The 15,083-nt window shown below is 69.5% G+C and carries 14 protein-coding genes; 9 read left to right on the top strand and 5 right to left on the bottom strand.

Features of this window, described 5'->3' with window-relative positions; all coding sequences use genetic code 11:
- Position 1 precedes the first annotated feature (1 nt).
- Both glgX and ACXAID_RS14105 read right to left on the bottom strand, forming a co-directional pair.
- Entirely contained in the window at positions 2–2,149 is a 2,148-nt protein-coding gene (gene glgX / locus ACXAID_RS14100; protein ID WP_475022838.1) for a glycogen debranching protein GlgX, read from the bottom strand.
- A complete protein-coding gene (locus ACXAID_RS14105; RefSeq protein WP_475022839.1) occupies positions 2,149–4,353 on the bottom strand; it encodes an acyltransferase family protein in 2,205 nt (734 codons plus the stop codon). The genes glgX and ACXAID_RS14105 overlap by 1 nt, the downstream gene beginning before the upstream one ends.
- Positions 4,354–4,376: 23 nt before the next feature.
- Here ACXAID_RS14105 and ACXAID_RS14110 point away from each other — a divergent pair, with 23 nt between their 5' ends.
- The 4 genes from ACXAID_RS14110 (at position 4,377) to ACXAID_RS14125 (ending at position 8,087) form a co-directional block, all read left to right on the top strand.
- Positions 4,377–5,678, top strand: coding sequence for an adenosylmethionine--8-amino-7-oxononanoate transaminase (locus tag ACXAID_RS14110; RefSeq protein WP_475022840.1), 1,302 nt, complete (start codon positions 4,377–4,379; stop codon positions 5,676–5,678).
- A gap of 64 nt (positions 5,679–5,742) precedes the next feature.
- On the top strand, positions 5,743–6,885 hold the full coding sequence (locus ACXAID_RS14115) for an 8-amino-7-oxononanoate synthase (RefSeq protein ID WP_475022841.1): 1,143 nt from the start codon (positions 5,743–5,745) through the stop codon (positions 6,883–6,885).
- Complete coding sequence (gene bioD / locus ACXAID_RS14120; RefSeq protein WP_475022842.1) at positions 6,882–7,559, top strand: dethiobiotin synthase; 678 nt, start codon at positions 6,882–6,884, stop codon at positions 7,557–7,559. Before ACXAID_RS14115 ends, bioD begins: the two co-directional genes overlap by 4 nt.
- Positions 7,560–8,087, top strand: coding sequence for a 2'-5' RNA ligase family protein (locus ACXAID_RS14125; protein ID WP_475022843.1), 528 nt, complete (start codon positions 7,560–7,562; stop codon positions 8,085–8,087). It begins immediately after the preceding gene.
- 7 nt (positions 8,088–8,094) lie between these two features.
- On the opposite strand, the gene ACXAID_RS14130 is transcribed toward ACXAID_RS14125, so the two are convergent.
- Entirely contained in the window at positions 8,095–8,667 is a 573-nt protein-coding gene (locus ACXAID_RS14130; RefSeq protein ID WP_475022844.1) for a TetR family transcriptional regulator, read from the bottom strand.
- A gap of 97 nt (positions 8,668–8,764) precedes the next feature.
- Here ACXAID_RS14130 and bioB point away from each other — a divergent pair, with 97 nt between their 5' ends.
- From bioB to ACXAID_RS14145, 3 genes are all read left to right on the top strand, one after another.
- Positions 8,765–9,760, top strand: coding sequence for a biotin synthase BioB (gene bioB / locus ACXAID_RS14135; RefSeq protein WP_475022845.1), 996 nt, complete (start codon positions 8,765–8,767; stop codon positions 9,758–9,760).
- Entirely contained in the window at positions 9,760–9,987 is a 228-nt protein-coding gene (bsaP, locus tag ACXAID_RS14140; RefSeq protein WP_475022846.1) for a biotin synthase auxiliary protein BsaP, read from the top strand. Before bioB ends, bsaP begins: the two co-directional genes overlap by 1 nt.
- A gap of 62 nt (positions 9,988–10,049) precedes the next feature.
- On the top strand, positions 10,050–10,730 hold the full coding sequence (locus ACXAID_RS14145; protein WP_475022851.1) for a DUF2567 domain-containing protein: 681 nt from the start codon (positions 10,050–10,052) through the stop codon (positions 10,728–10,730).
- Here ACXAID_RS14145 and ACXAID_RS14150 read toward each other — a convergent pair.
- Together ACXAID_RS14150 and ACXAID_RS14155 are read right to left on the bottom strand one after the other, a co-directional pair.
- Positions 10,666–12,018: a lipase family protein gene (locus ACXAID_RS14150; RefSeq protein ID WP_475022847.1), complete on the bottom strand. Its 1,353-nt coding sequence runs from the start codon at positions 12,016–12,018 to the stop codon at positions 10,666–10,668. The two genes, ACXAID_RS14145 and ACXAID_RS14150, sit on opposite strands and share 65 nt — an antisense overlap.
- A 42-nt stretch (positions 12,019–12,060) precedes the next feature.
- Positions 12,061–12,765: an NUDIX hydrolase gene (locus tag ACXAID_RS14155; RefSeq protein ID WP_475022848.1), complete on the bottom strand. Its 705-nt coding sequence runs from the start codon at positions 12,763–12,765 to the stop codon at positions 12,061–12,063.
- Positions 12,766–12,813: 48 nt separating this feature from the next.
- Between ACXAID_RS14155 and nadA the strand changes: the two genes are divergently transcribed.
- A complete protein-coding gene (gene nadA / locus ACXAID_RS14160; protein WP_475022849.1) occupies positions 12,814–13,857 on the top strand; it encodes a quinolinate synthase NadA in 1,044 nt (347 codons plus the stop codon).
- Positions 13,854–15,083: L-aspartate oxidase (locus ACXAID_RS14165; protein ID WP_475022850.1), on the top strand; the 1,230-nt coding region annotated here is incomplete at its 3' end. The genes nadA and ACXAID_RS14165, both read left to right, overlap by 4 nt.

Here is a 15,083-nt window from a genome sequence, read left to right on the forward strand (position 1 = left end):
GTCAGGCCGACTTACGCAGGACCAGAAGGGACCGCGGGGCCAGGGACACCTTCTCGCCGGCGATCACGGTGACGTCGATGGAGCCTGCCGGATCCCCGGTGTCCAGCACAGCCACCCACTCTGTCGCGTAGTCACCGTCCGGGGCGACGAAGTCCACCGGCTTGCTGTGGGCGTTGAAGCACAGCAGGAACGAGTCGTCGACCACCCGTTCGCCGCGGGCATTGGGTGCGGGGATGGCGTCACCGTTGAAGAACACCGACACCGATTTGAAGCCCGAGGCCCAATCCTGCTGGGTCATCTCGGTGCCCGACCGGTTGAACCAGGCGATGTCGTGGATCTGGTCGCCGGTGCGGATCGGCTTGCCCTCGAAGAACCGCCTGCGCTTGAACACCGGATGGTCCTTGCGGAGCTTGACCACCTTGCGGGTGAACTCCAGCAGGTCGGCGTTGGTCTCGCGCAGCGACCAGTCCATCCAGGACAGTTCGGAGTCCTGGCAGTAGACGTTGTTGTTGCCGCGCTGGGTTCGGCCGATCTCGTCGCCGTGCGAGATCATCGGCGTGCCCTGGGAGAGCATCAGGGTGGCCAGGATGTTGCGTTGCTGCTTGGCGCGCAGTGCCAGGATCTCGGGATCGTCGGTGGGGCCCTCCACGCCGCAGTTCCACGACCGGTTGTGGCTCTCCCCGTCGCGGTTGTCCTCGCCGTTGGCCTCGTTGTGCTTTTCGTTGTAGGACACCAGGTCGGCGAGGGTGAAGCCATCGTGACAGGTGACGAAGTTGATACTGGCGCTGGGCCGCCGGCCGGTCGCCTCGTAGAGGTCCGACGACCCGGTCAGCCGGGACGCGAACTCGCCCAGTGTCGCGGGTTCCCCCCGCCAGTAGTCACGCACAGTGTCGCGATATTTCCCGTTCCACTCGGTCCACAAACCTGGGAAGTTGCCGACCTGGTAGCCGCCCTCGCCGATGTCCCACGGCTCGGCGATCAGCTTGACCTGACTGACCACCGGATCCTGCTGGACCAGGTCGAAGAACGCGGACAGCCGGTCCACGTCGTAGAACTCGCGGGCCAGGGTGGAGGCCAGGTCGAACCGGAAACCGTCGACGTGCATCTCGGTCACCCAGTAGCGCAGCGAATCCATGATCAGCTGCAGGGTGTGCGGATGGCGGGCGTTGAGGCTGTTGCCGGTACCGGTGAAGTCCTTGTAGTAGCGCAGGTCTCCGTCGAGCAGCCGGTAGTAGGCCGCGTTGTCGATGCCGCGGAAGTTCAGCGTCGGCCCCAGATGGTTGCCTTCGGCGGTGTGGTTGTAGACGACGTCGAGGATCACTTCGATGCCGGCTTCGTGGAACGCGCGCACCATGGCCTTGAACTCGGCCACCGCGCCGCCGGCGTGTTTGGTGGCCGCGTACTGGGCGTGCGGGGCGAAGAACCCGAACGTGTTGTAGCCCCAGTAGTTTCGCAAGCCGAGGTCGAGCAGCCGGTGGTCGTGCAGGAACTGGTGAACCGGCATCAGCTCGATCGCGGTGACGTTCAGCGACTTGAGGTGGTCGATGATCACCGGGTGTGCCAGGCCGGCGTAGGTGCCGCGCAACTCCTCCGGGATGTCCGGGTGGGTTTCGGTCATGCCCTTGACGTGCGCCTCGTAGATCACCGTTTCGTGGTACGGGGTGCGTGGCGCGCGGTCGGAGCCCCACTGGAAGAACGGGTTGATCACCACGCTGGTCATCGTGTGCCCGAGCGAGTCGATCTGCGGCGGCACCCCGCCACCGGCGAGATCGTCGGCCTTCAGGTCATAGGAGTACAGCGCCTGGCTGAAGTCGAACTCACCGTGGAAGGCGTTTCCGTACGGATCGAGCAGCAGCTTGCTCGGATCGCAGCGGTGCCCCGCCGCCGGGCTCCACGGCCCGTGCACCCGGTAGCCGTAGCGCTGGCCCGGCGTCACGGTCGGCAGGTAGCAGTGCCAGACGAAACCGTCGACCTCGTCGAGTTCGATGCGGTCCTCGCGGCCGTCCTTGCCGATCAGGCATAGTTCGACGCGCTCGGCGACCTCGGAGAACAGCGAGAAGTTCGTGCCCGCACCGTCATAGGCCGTACCCAGCGGATACGCCGAACCTGGCCAGACAGTGGGAGTTGACGGAAAGGGCGACGACGCCATCAAGCCGTCCACCAGCCGGTGGCGGCGGCGAGCTGACGGCCCAGTTCAGGGGCCAGTGTTCGCATGTAGGTGGCGGTCAAATGGTGAGAGTCGTGATAGATCAGCACATTTCCTTCTACGGCGCGGCAGACCTCGGCGCGGCACACCGCGTCGGTCATGTCCAGGGGATTGAGGTTGGGGAATTCGCCGATGAAGTCCAGGGTGGGGTTGGTCGAAGACAGCGCCATCGAGCGGTCCATCCCGCAGGACACCGCGTCGCCCCCGTCGGCGAGGCAGTCCGCGGGCTTGAACGGGTCGCGGTCCTCGTCGAGGATCCAGGGGGTGTCGCGCATGGCGAGCACCGGAATGTCGTTGTCGTGGAACTGCTGCCAGATACCGACGTAGGTGGCCGGCATGACGTCGCCGTCCTTGGTGTTCCACGGACGGGTCGAGGTGGTGAACACGTAGTCGGGCCGGTCGGCGATCAGCGCCGCCATCGCCCGCTTGTTCCAGGTGTGGCACTTGGGATCACGGCGGGTGGAGCCCATGATCAGTGGGGCTTCCTCGGTGGTCAGCGGGCAACCCATCTTCAGGTAGGTCACCACCTTGAAGTGATGCATCCGCCCGAGCAGGTCCAGCGCGGTGATCCAGTGCTCGGCGTGCGAGCCGCCGGCCAGGGCGACGGTGCGCTGGGCCTCGGTGTCGCCGTAGGTGCAGTTGATCAGGTTGGCGTTGGAGAAGTCGCTGATGCAGTGCTCGATCGTGGAGACCGGCAGGTCCTTCTTGGCTTCCAGGACGGTCGGGCGCATGGGCAGCTTGGGCACCCTGGCGTCTTCGACCAGGGCCCGCGCCCCCGGATAGTCCCGGGAGGACAGCCCGGCCAGTTCCTTTCCGTCGGCGCGCAGCACCGTGACGTGTTCGCGCCAGCCGAACGACGTCGCGGTCAGCGCCACGCCCAGCAGCGCGACGGCGGAACCGAGCACGATCGTGGGCCGGCGCAGCCGGACGCGCAGCGGCAGCGGCGGCGACGAGGCGACGGCGGCTGCGGAGCCGCTGCGCATCCGCAGCGGCTCTTCGATGTAGCGGGTGGTCAGCCAGGCCAGCAGACCGGAGACGGCCAGGATCGCGGCCCCCTCACCGAAGTTGACGCCGGTCTTGCCGGTGTAGACCAGGTAGAAGATCAGCAGCGGCCAGTGCCACAGGTACAGCGAGTACGCCATCGCCCCCAGCGCGACGAACGGCCTGCTGGCCATCAGCCGGTTGGGGGCCGGGATACGGCCCTTTGTGTGCGGATCGGCGTAGCGGTTGGCCGCCGAGAGCACGAACAGCAGCGTGGCCACCACCGGGACCAATGCCCACGGCCCGGGGAACTCACGCACACCGTCGATCAGCGCACCGCACGACAGGATGACCGCGAGCGCCGCCACCGACATCACGGTGCGCAGCCACATAGGGCAGCGCAGGTAGGGCACCAGCGCCCCGACCAGCACCCCGATCAACAGCTCCCAGGCACGGGCGAAGCTGTTGTAGTAGGCGGTCGCCTGATCGGTGTTGTGCGCGATGATCGCGTAGACGAACGACGCGATGGTCAGCGCACCGATCAGCACCACGAAAGCGGTACGCATGTGCCGGCCGAAGACCCGCCGGAACAGGAACGCGAACAGCAGGATCAGCGCCAGGAAAGCGATGTAGAACTGCCCCTGCACCGACATCGACCAGATGTGCTGCAGCGGGCTGACGGCCTCACCGGCGCTCAGATAGTCGGCCGCGGAGTTGGCCAGTTCCCAGTTCTGGTAGTAGCCGAGGCTGGCCAGACTCTGATCGGCGAAGGTCTCCCAGCGCGTCTCGGGCTGGATCAGGATGGTCAGCACGGCCGAGGCCGCCAGCACCACGACCAGCGCCGGCAGCAACCTGCGGACCAGGCGGGTGACCTCCGGCGCGGGCCGCAGCGAAACGCCGGGAGTCAGTGCGCCGCGCAGCAGGCGGCCGCCGAAGAAGAAACCGGAGAGCACCAGGAAGACGTCGACGCCGCCGGACACCCTGCCGAACCAGACGTGGAACACCGCGACCAGCGCGATGGCCACACCGCGCAGGCCGTCGAGGTCGTGCCGGTAGAACCCGGACGTGCGGGTGCCCATGCCGGGGCCGGGAGCCGGCGCCGCGGCAGTAGAGGTTCTGCCCGGGACGGTCCTGGATGCCGGCCGGGCGGGGGCAAGGGTCATCATGATCGACGGCTAATCTACCGAAGGTGTGTGCGATGACGCCCGCTGAGATCAGCGCGATCGATGCCGCCCACATCTGGCATCCGTACAGCCCCATCGGTGCGGACGCGCTGGAGCCGGTCGTCGCGGTCGGCGCCCGGGGCGCATGGCTGACGCTGATCCACCACGACCGCCGGGTCGAGGTCCTCGACGCGATGGCCTCGTGGTGGACCGCGGTGCACGGTCACGGCCACCCCGTTCTGGACGCGGCGATCACCGAGCAGCTGGCCACGATGAACCACGTCATGTTCGGCGGGTTGACCCATGAACCCGCCGCGCGCCTGGCTGAGCTGCTCGTCGGGGTCACCCCCGAGCCGCTGCAGACGGTTTTCTTCAGCGACTCCGGGTCGGTGTCGGTCGAGGTCGCGGTCAAGATGGCCCTGCAGTTCTGGCGCAGCAGCGGCCACCCCGCCAAGCACCGGTTGATGACCTGGCGCGGCGGCTATCACGGCGACACCTTCACCCCGATGAGCGTCTGCGATCCCGACGGCGGCATGCACGAGCTGTGGACGGGGGCGAACTCCCTGCTCGCCGACCAGGTGTTCGCCCCGCCGCCACCGCGCGAGTACGACACCGGCTACGTCGCCCGGTTCGAGGCCCTGCTCGCCGCGCACGCCCACGAACTGGCCGCGGTCATCGTCGAGCCGGTGGTCCAGGGCGCCGGCGGCATGCGGTTCCACGATCCGCGCTACCTGGTCGACCTGCGCCGGATGTGCGACGAGCACGGGGTGTTGCTGATCTTCGACGAGATCGCCACCGGGTTCGGCCGCACCGGAGAGCTGTTCGCCGCCGATCACGCCGGGGTCAGCCCGGATGTCATGTGCGTCGGCAAGGCACTCACCGGCGGTTACCTCACCCTGGCCGCCACGCTGTGCACCCGTGGCGTGGCCTCGACGATCAGCGACAACCCGCCGGGGGCGCTGATGCACGGGCCCACGTTCATGGCGAACGCGCTGGCCTGCGCGGTCAGCGTGGCCTCGGTGGAATTGCTGCGCTCGGGTGATTGGCAGGCTCAGGTGCGCCGGATCGAGACCGGCCTGGCCGCAGGGCTGGCACAGGCTCACACGCTGCCCAACGTGTCCGACGTGCGCGTGCTGGGCGCCATCGGTGTCCTCGAGCTGGACCGGCCGGTGGATCTGCGGGTCGCCACCCCGGCCGCCATCGAACTCGGCGTCTGGCTGCGGCCGTTTCGAAACCTGATCTACGTGATGCCGCCCTACATCTGCACCGACGCCGAGATCGATCAGATCACCTCGGCGATGGTCGGCGTGGCGCGTGCACTAACCTGAACGGTGTTCAATTGTCGGCCCACCGACGTGTTCAATTGTCGGCCCCATCGCCGGAGGAGCATCGTTGACCCGCGTGGAATTGTCACCGCTGGCCTGGCTGGACGACGTCGCGGTCAAGCGGCGCGAAGCCGGGCTGCGCCGGTCGCTGCGGGCCCGCCCCCCGGTCGGGGCGGATCTGGACCTGGCCTCCAACGACTATCTGGGGCTTTCGCAGCACCCGCGTGTGCTCGAGGGCGGCATCGAGGCGCTGCGGACCTGGGGCGCGGGTTCCACCGGGTCGCGTCTGGTCACCGGTAACACCGAACTCCACGAAGAGTTCGAGGCCGCGCTGGCCGCGTTCGTCGGCGCCGAATCGGCGCTGGTGTTCTCCTCGGGCTATACGGCCAATCTCGGTGCCGTGGTCGCGCTGTCGGGTCCGGGGTCGCTGCTGGTCTCGGATGCTTTTACCCACGCCTCGCTGGTCGATGCGTGCCGGCTCTCGCGCGCCCGGGTGGTCGTCACGCCGCACTCCGACGTCGACGCGGTGGAGGCCGCGCTGGCCGGCCGCGCCGAGCAGCGGGCCGTCGTGGTGACCGATTCGGTCTTCTCCGCCGACGGCGATCTGGCTCCGCTGCGCGAACTGCACGCTGTGTGCCGCCGGCACGGCGCGCTGCTGATCGTCGACGAGGCGCACGGTCTGGGGGTGCGTGGTAGCGGCGGCCGGGGCCTGCTCGACGAGGTCGGGCTGGCCGGAGCCCCCGACGTGGTGATGACCGCGACCCTGTCCAAGGGGCTGGGTAGCCAGGGTGGCGCGGTGCTGGGTCCGGCGGCGGTGCGCGACCATCTGATCGACGCGGCGCGCCCGTTCATCTTCGACACCGGCCTGGCACCGGCGGCGGTCGGCTCGGCCGGCGCCGCCCTGCAGGTGCTGATCGACGAGCCGTGGCGGGCGCAGCGGGTGCTCGACCGTGCCGCCGAGCTGGCCGCGATGTGCGATGTCGCCGAGGTCCCGGCCTCGGCGGTGGTGTCGGTGATCCTCGGCGAGCCGGAGGTCGCGCTGGCGGCCGCCGCCGGATGTCTGGAGCGCGGGGTTCGGGTCGGCTGCTTCCGGCCACCCACCGTTCCGGCCGGCACGTCGCGGCTGCGGCTCACCGCGCGGGCCTCGCTGTCCGACGACGAGATGACGCTGGCCCGCGAGGTGCTGAGCGATGTGCTCTCACCCGGATGAGCGTCCTCGTCATCACCGGTACCGACACCGGGGTCGGTAAGACGGTCGTCACCGCGGCACTGGCCTGCCACGCCCGGCTCGCCGGCATCGACGTCGCGGTGTGCAAGCCGGTGCAGACCGGCACCCGGGACGGTGACGACGACCTCGCCGAGGTGGCCCGACTGTCCGGCGTGGCCGCGCTGTATCCGCTGGCCCGGTTTCCCGAGCCGCTGGCACCGCGGGCGGCCGCCGAGCGGATCGGGTCGGCGCTACCCGGCATGTCCGACATCGGAGACCTGATCACGTCCGCTGACCGGCCCGGTCGGCTCACCCTCGTGGAGGGGGCCGGGGGACTGCTGGTGGAGATCGGCGCCGAGGCGGCGACGTTGCGCGATCTGGCCGGCCTGTTCGGTGCGCCGGTGCTCACCGTCGTCGCGCCCGGCCTGGGCACCCTCAACCACACCGCGCTGACCCTCGAGGCGCTGGCCGCCGCGCAGGTCCCGTCGTCGGGGTTGGTGATCGGATCGTGGCCGGCCGACCCCGGGCCGGCCGAGGTCGACAACCGGGACGCGCTGGCCCGGCTGGCCCCGGTACGTGGCGCGCTGCCCGCCGGAATCGCAGCCCTGGGCACCACCGATTTCGAGCGGATCAGTACCCAGGCCTTCGACCGGGCGTGGGTCGAAAGCCTGCTCTAGATGGTGCATTCGGTCGAGTTGCTGTTCGATCCCGCCACCGAGGCCGCGGTGCGCGAACTCTGGCACGCGTTGGCCGACGCCGGCATCCGCAGCCTCGCCGGGCACACCTCTCCGAGTAACCGGCCGCACGTCACCCTCACCGTCGCCGACGCGCTGGGTGACGGTGTGCACGCTTCGCTGAGCGGGGTGCTCGACCGGCTGCCGCTGTCCTGCGTCGTCGGGGCGCCCACCCTGTTCGGGGGTGGCCGCACCATCACCCTGGTCCGGATGATGGTGCCGTCTGCCGGGCTGCTGGATCTGCAGGCCCACGTGCACCGCAGCTGCCTGCCGCACATGGCGAACGGGCCGTTGCCGCACGCGGCCCCGGGCAAGTGGACCCCGCACGTCACGCTGGCGCGTCGCGTCCCGCCCGAGGAGCTGGCCACCGCACTGGCCCGGCGCGGGATGTTCCGCGACATCCCCGCCACCGCCGTCGGCCTACGGCACTGGGACGGTGACAACCGTGTCGAGCACCTGATCTCGCCCTGATCGGGTGCTAGACGTCGGCCCCGGTGTGCGCGGCGATGCCGTCGACCAGCAGCCGCAGGCCGAACTGGAAACGGGCGCTGAGGTTCTCGGTCCACACCGGCTGTGCCACCGCGGCGCCGGCGGCGTCCCACTGCATCCGCGACTGTTCGTCGACGGTGCAGCCCAGCACGTAGTAGACCACCGTGCGGGCCGTCGACTCCGCACTGTCGGGCGGCACACCGGCATCGAGGGCCGCGCCGCCGAGGGTGTCGAGCAGTTCCCGCATCGCCACGGACTGCCCGGCGGCGAAACTCGCCGAGACCAATTCGGCACCGTCGGTGTGCGAGAGCAGCGCTTCGCGCAGTCGCCCGCAGGTGCCGACGATCCGGGAGCGCCAGTCGCCGGGCGTGTCGGCCACCGGCTCCAGGATCTTGTCGGCCACGGCGCCGAGCAACTCCTGCTTGTTCGCGAAATGCCAGTACAGCGCCCCCGGGGACACTTCGAGCTCCCGAGCGAGCCGGCGCATCGACAGGTCGGCGATGCCGTAGTCGTCGAGCAGTGCGGTCGCCGTGTCGACCACGTCGCGTTTGTGGAGCTGCACGCCAGTACCCTAACCTGAACGGTGTTCAATTGTCGGTTCCACCGACGTGTTCAATTGTCGGCTCGGCCGGCGTTCTCGATCAGTAGGAGGCGAGTCGGTGAGCGACATTCTGGAGGTAGCGCGCGAGCAGGTGCTGGAGCGGGGTGTGGGCCTCGATCAGGAGCAGACCCTGCAGGTGCTGCAGCTTCCGGACGACCAGCTCGACGAGTTGCTCGCACTGGCCCACGACGTCCGGATGGCCTGGTGTGGTCCCGATGTCGAGGTCGAGGGCATCATCAGCCTCAAGACCGGCGGCTGCCCCGAGGACTGCCATTTCTGTTCGCAGTCAGGGCTTTTCACTTCGCCGGTGCGCAGTGCGTGGCTGGACGTCCCGAGTCTGGTGGAAGCCGCGAAGCAGACTGCCAAGACCGGTGCCACCGAGTTCTGCATCGTCGCCGCGGTGCGCGGGCCCGACGAGCGGCTGATGGCTCAGGTCGCGGCGGGCATCGAGGCCATCCGCAACGAGGTCGACATCCACATCGCCTGCTCGTTGGGCATGCTGACCGCCGATCAGGTCGAGCAGCTCTCCGCGATGGGGGTGCACCGCTACAACCACAATCTCGAGACGGCTCGTTCGTTCTTCACCAACGTGGTCACCACTCACAGCTGGGAAGAGCGCTGGGGCACTTTGCAGATGGTCCGTGAAGCCGGCATGGAGGTCTGCTGCGGCGGGATCCTCGGCATGGGGGAGACGCTCGAGCAGCGCGCGGAATTCGCCGCCAATCTCGCCGAGCTCGACCCCCACGAGGTTCCGCTGAACTTCCTGAACCCGCGCCCGGGGACGCCGTTCAGCGATCTCGAGGTGCTGCCCGCGGCCGATGCGCTCCGCGCGGTCGCGGCGTTCCGGTTGGCGCTGCCGCGCACGATGCTGCGCTTCGCCGGCGGGCGGGAGATCACCCTGGGCGACCTCGGCGCCAAGAAGGGAATCCTGGGCGGCATCAACGCCGTCATCGTCGGCAACTACCTGACCACGCTGGGCCGGCCGGCCGAGTCCGACCTGGAATTGCTCGAGGATCTGCAGATGCCGATCAAGGCCCTCAACGCCACACTGTGATGGTCGCCGACCTTCCCGCCCCGGTCGGCGCGGGTGTGTTCAACGTCTACACCGGCGCCCCGGCAGGGAGTGTGGTCCCGACGGCCGCGCAGCTGGGTCTGGAGCCGCCGCGCTTCTGCGCCGAGTGTGGTCGGCGGATGGTGGTTCAGGTACGCCCGGACGGCTGGTGGGCGAAGTGTTCGCGGCACGGGACGGTGGACAGCAAGGACCTGGAGGTCGAGCGATGAGCCTCTCGGGCGAAGAGCAGAACACCCCGATGAGCCTCTCGGGCGAAGAGCAGAACACCCCGATGAGCCTCTCGGGCGAAGAGCAGAACACCCTCCCGCCGGGCAAGCCCGGGCAATCGGCGCTGCGCGCGGCCTGGACGGTGGTCGTCGGATTCGCGGCGGCCGGAGTGCCGGTCGGGGTGTTGTGGGCATGGCTGGCCCCCGGTATCCGCGGGGTCGTCGCGCTGACCGACGACGGAGACCGGGTTCAGGCTTACCTGGGTAACGCCTCGGAGCACTGGTTCACCGCGGCGGCGCTCGTCGTCGGGATGCTCTCGGTGCCGGCGGTCGTCGGCACGGTGCTGGTCTGGCAGTGGCGTCCGCATCGCGGGCCCGTACAGGCCGTCGCGGTGGCGCTGGGTGCCGTGGCGGCATCGGCGGTGACGGTGGGCGTGGGAGCGCTGGTGGCGCACTGGCGTTACGGCAGCGTCGACGTGGCCGGCGCTCCGGTGTCGCCGGACAATCGGGTGCACTACGTGGTCGAGGCGCCGTCGGTGTTCTTCGGGCATTCGCCGTTGCTGTTGGCGGTGACGGTGCTGCTTCCCGCCGCGGTGGCAGCGACGGTGTACCTGCTGTGCGTGCTGACCACTCCGCGAGACGACCTCGGCGGCTGGCCGCCGATCGACTACCCGCTGCGGGCTACAGATCGAAGCGCGACAGCGGTGTCCGTTCCACCCGCCGGCCCGTCATCACCTTGGCTGTGATCTTGCCCAGGGTGATCATTCCGCGGTAGGTCGACGGGTTGAGCAGGGTCGGCCATTTGGTCCGCTTGATGTGGGTGCGCAGCGGTTGGCCGGCGAAGCGTTCCCGCAGCCAGCGCAGCGTCATCGGAGCCGACATCGGATGCAGCAGCAGGTGTTCGCTGAGCAGGTCGCGGTGGTAGGTGACCGGGGCGCCGCCGCGGGTGTAGGTGTCGGTCAGTTCGTCGATGTCGTTGACCGAGATGATCCGGTCGTGCACGGCCTGCACGATGAGCACCGGGACCTTGGGAGCGGACGTGCCCAGCTTGATGCTGTCGAAGACGTGCTGCACCTCGGGGGTCAGCAGGATCTCCTCGAGCGGGCGGTCGATCATGTGGGCCATGTCCTTGCCGGCCATCGACACCATCGCGTGGGCGGTCGTCATCCGCTGGATCCGGGTGAGCATGGCCTTGCCCTCTTCGGTGGCGTGCTCGTTGATGATGCGGTCCAGATCGGGGTAGATGTGGCTGAGCGCGGCGACGACCAGCGCGGGCAGGCCGGCGTAGATGCTGCCGTTGAGCCGGCGGAACGTGTGTCCGAGATCACCCACCGGGGAGCCGAGGACGGCGCCGACGACGTTGAGTTCGGGTGCATAGCCGTCCTGCACCTCGGCGGCCCAGGCTGAGGCCAGTCCGCCGCCGGAGTAACCCCACAGGCCGACCGGAGCGTCCTGAGCGAGGTCGAACGGTTCGTGGCTGATGGCTGCCCGGACGCCGTCGAGGATGTGGTAGCCGGGCTCGTACGGGGCGCCCCACATGCCGGTCGAGCCTTCGTGGTCGGGCACCGAGACTGCCCAGCCCTCCGCCAGCGCCGCGGCGACGAGGAGGAATTCGAACTGGGCGACTGCGCCGACGGCCCGTGCGCCGCGCCGTAGTGCGTAGGAGGGGAAGCAGCGTGCCGCGACCGCGTCGATGGCGCACTGGTAGGACACGATGGGCAGTGGTCCCGAGGCGGCCCGTTCGGTCGGGATCACCACGGTCGTCACCCCGGCCTGCGGCTCACCTTCGAAGTCGGCGGTCCGGTAGAGCAGCTGGGTGGCGGTGAATTTCTGCGGGATGAAGCCGAGGAAGGCCAGCTCCACGTCGCGGGAACGCAGCACGGTGCCTGGTCGGGCGTGTTCGAAGCCGGCCGGTGGCCGGTAGAAGGGGTCCTTGTCGGGGACGATCGGCGATGTGCCGGGCCGCAGCGGCTCATGGGGCGCCTGGCCGATCCACTCGGCGCCGGTAGATCGCGCCACGCTGCCCATGTCCATCCCACCGACGGTACTTAAGGGGTCTTTAAGAATCCAGTCGACTCACCCCGGCGGGCGGAGCGCGGCGAACTCGTCGGTGACCCGGTAGCGGCGGTCGGCGAACCGGTAGAGCGCTGCCGGGCGGCCACCGCTGCGCCCGGAGCGGGCGGTGGTCCCGGTCCTGGTGATGACCTGTCGGCGTTCGAGTACGCGCTGCAGGTTGGTGGCGTCGACGGGGTGTCCCAGCGCGGCGCTGTAGATGTCGCGCAGTGTGGAGATCACGAATTCGCCGGGCGCCAAGCCGAATCCGATGTTCGTATAGGACAGCTTCGCGACCAGGCGGGTGCGGGCGTGTTCGACCATCGGACCGTGGTCGAAGGCCATCGACGGCAGGTCGCTGACCGCGTGCCAGCGGGTGTCGGGTGGGAGTTCGGGGGTGGCGGGGGAGGGCACCAGGCCCAGGAACGTCGAGGCGATCGTGCGGGGTCCGGGTAGGCGGGCCGGATCGGAGAACACAGCAAGTTGTTCGAGGTGGGCCAGCTCGCGTAGGTCCACCTTTTCGGCCAGTTGTCGGCGGACCGAACTCGTCAGGTCCTCGTCAGCGCCCAGCCGGCCGCCGGGGAGCGACCACTTTCCTCGTTCCGGATCGAGTGCACGCTGCCACAACAGCACGTGAAGTGCGGGTTTCGCGTCGGTGTCGGGTGTGGGTGGCAGGCGAACCTGGAACACCACGGCGAGCACCTCGTGTTCGGTGCTAGTATGGGCCATGTTTTCGATTGTAAGTCGAAAACTTGGACGGAGTGAATGGAGGCGGATATGACGGTCCTGGACCAGATCCCCGCTAACGACCTGACCGCCCGGATCGTCGACGGTCCCGGCGGCTATACCGGTGTCGACGGTGATGAACAGTGGGCGGCGGAGGTCCGCCGGCTCGCCGAACTCCGCGGCGCCACGCTGCTGGCGCACAACTATCAGCTTCCGGCCATCCAGGACGTCGCCGACCACGTCGGGGATTCGCTGGCACTCTCGCGCATCGCTGCCGAGGCCCCCGAGGAGACGATCGTCTTCTGCGGCGTGCACTTCATGGCCGAGACCGCCAAGATCCTGTCGCCGGCCAAGACGGTCCTGATCCCCGACCAGCGCGCGGGCTGCTCGCTGGCCGACTCGATCACCGCCGAGGAACTGCGCGCCTGGAAGGCCGAACACCCCGGCGCCGTGGTGGTGTCCTACGTGAACACCACCGCCGCGGTGAAGGCCGAGACCGACATCTGCTGCACCTCGTCCAACGCCGTCGAGGTGGTCGCGTCGATTCCCGAGGACCGTGAGGTGCTGTTCTGCCCGGACCAGTTCCTGGGCGCCCACGTGCGCCGGGTCACCGGCCGCAAGAACCTGCACGTGTGGGCCGGTGAGTGCCACGTGCACGCCGGCATCAACGGCGACGAACTGGCCGACCAGGCCCGCACCCACCCCGACGCCGAGCTGTTCGTCCATCCCGAGTGCGGGTGCGCGACCTCGGCGCTGTACCTGGCCGGGGAAGGATCGTTTCCCCAGGACCGGGTCAAGATCCTGTCCACCGGCGGCATGCTGGACGCGGCGCGCGACACCGGCGCCCGGCAGGTGCTGGTGGCCACCGAGGTCGGCATGCTGCACCAGCTGCGCCGGGCCGCCCCGGACGTCGACTTCCAGGCGGTCAACGACCGTGCTTCGTGCCGCTACATGAAGATGATCACCCCGGCCGCGCTGCTGCGTTGTCTGGTGGAAGGCGCCGACGAGGTCGACGTCGACCCGGATACCGCAGCGGCCGCCCGGCTCAGCGTGCAGCGCATGATCGAGATTGGGCAGCCCGGCGGCGGCGAATGACTGCATGGCGCGGCTGCGGGGGCGCGCAGACGTGGCGTCAGCGGGCTGATGTCGTCGTCATCGGCACCGGGGTGGCCGGGCTGGCCGCCGCACTGGCCGCCCACCGATGTGGCCGCAAGGTCGTGCTGCTGAGCAAGATCGGTGAGACCGCCACGTTCTACGCGCAGGGCGGCATCGCGGTCGTCCTGCCCGAGAGCTTCTGCGACACCGGCGACTCGGTCGACGCGCACGTCGCGGACACCCTGGCGGCCGGCGCCGGACTGTGCGACCCCGAGGCCGTCGAATCGATCGTGTCCGACGGCTACCGGGCGGTCTCCGAGTTGGTCGGCCGCGGAGCCCATTTCGACGAATCGGTCAAGGGCGGCTGGGCGCTGACCCGCGAGGGGGGACACACCCGGCGGCGCATCATCCACTCCGGTGGGGACGCCACCGGGGCCGAGGTGCAGCGGGCGCTCGACCAGGCCGCGGCCCGCCTGGACATCCGCCGCCACCATGTCGCGGTCGAGCTGGTCGTCGACGACGGCGCCGTGTCCGGGGTGCTGGTGCTCAGCGAGGACGGCCCCGGCGTGGTGCACGCGCCGTCGGTCATCCTGGCCACCGGGGGCCTCGGCCACCTGTACCGCGCGACCACGAACCCCGACGGCTCGACCGGCGACGGTGTCGCACTGGCGATGTGGGCGGGGGCCGCGGTCAGCGACATGGAGTTCATCCAGTTCCACCCCACCATGTTGTTCGACCCGGCCAGCAGTGGCCGACGGCCGCTGATCACCGAGGCGTTGCGCGGCGAAGGCGCGCGACTGGTCGACGCCCGGGGGGAGTCCGTGACCGCCGGTGTGCACCCGATGGGTGACCTCGCCCCGCGCGATGTGGTGGCCGCAGCCATCGAGGCCAGGCTCACCGAGGCCGGTGACGCCTGCGTCTATCTGGACGCCCGCGACGTCGCCGACCTGCCGACCCGCTTCCCGACCGTCACCGCCGCGTGCCTGGCGGCGGGAGTCGACCCGGCCCGCGAACCCATCCCGGTGGTGCCCGGAGCGCACTACAGCTGCGGCGGCGTCGTCACCGATGTGCACGGCCGCACCGACCTGGCCGGGCTCTTCGCCGCCGGAGAGGTGGCGCGCACCGGGATGCACGGGGCCAACCGGCTGGCGTCGAACAGTCTGCTGGAAGGCCTGGTGGTCGGTGGACGCGCCGGTGCGGCGGCCGCCCGGCACGCCACCGACGCC

The organism is Mycobacterium sp. ABE4_509 (assembly GCF_056160785.1).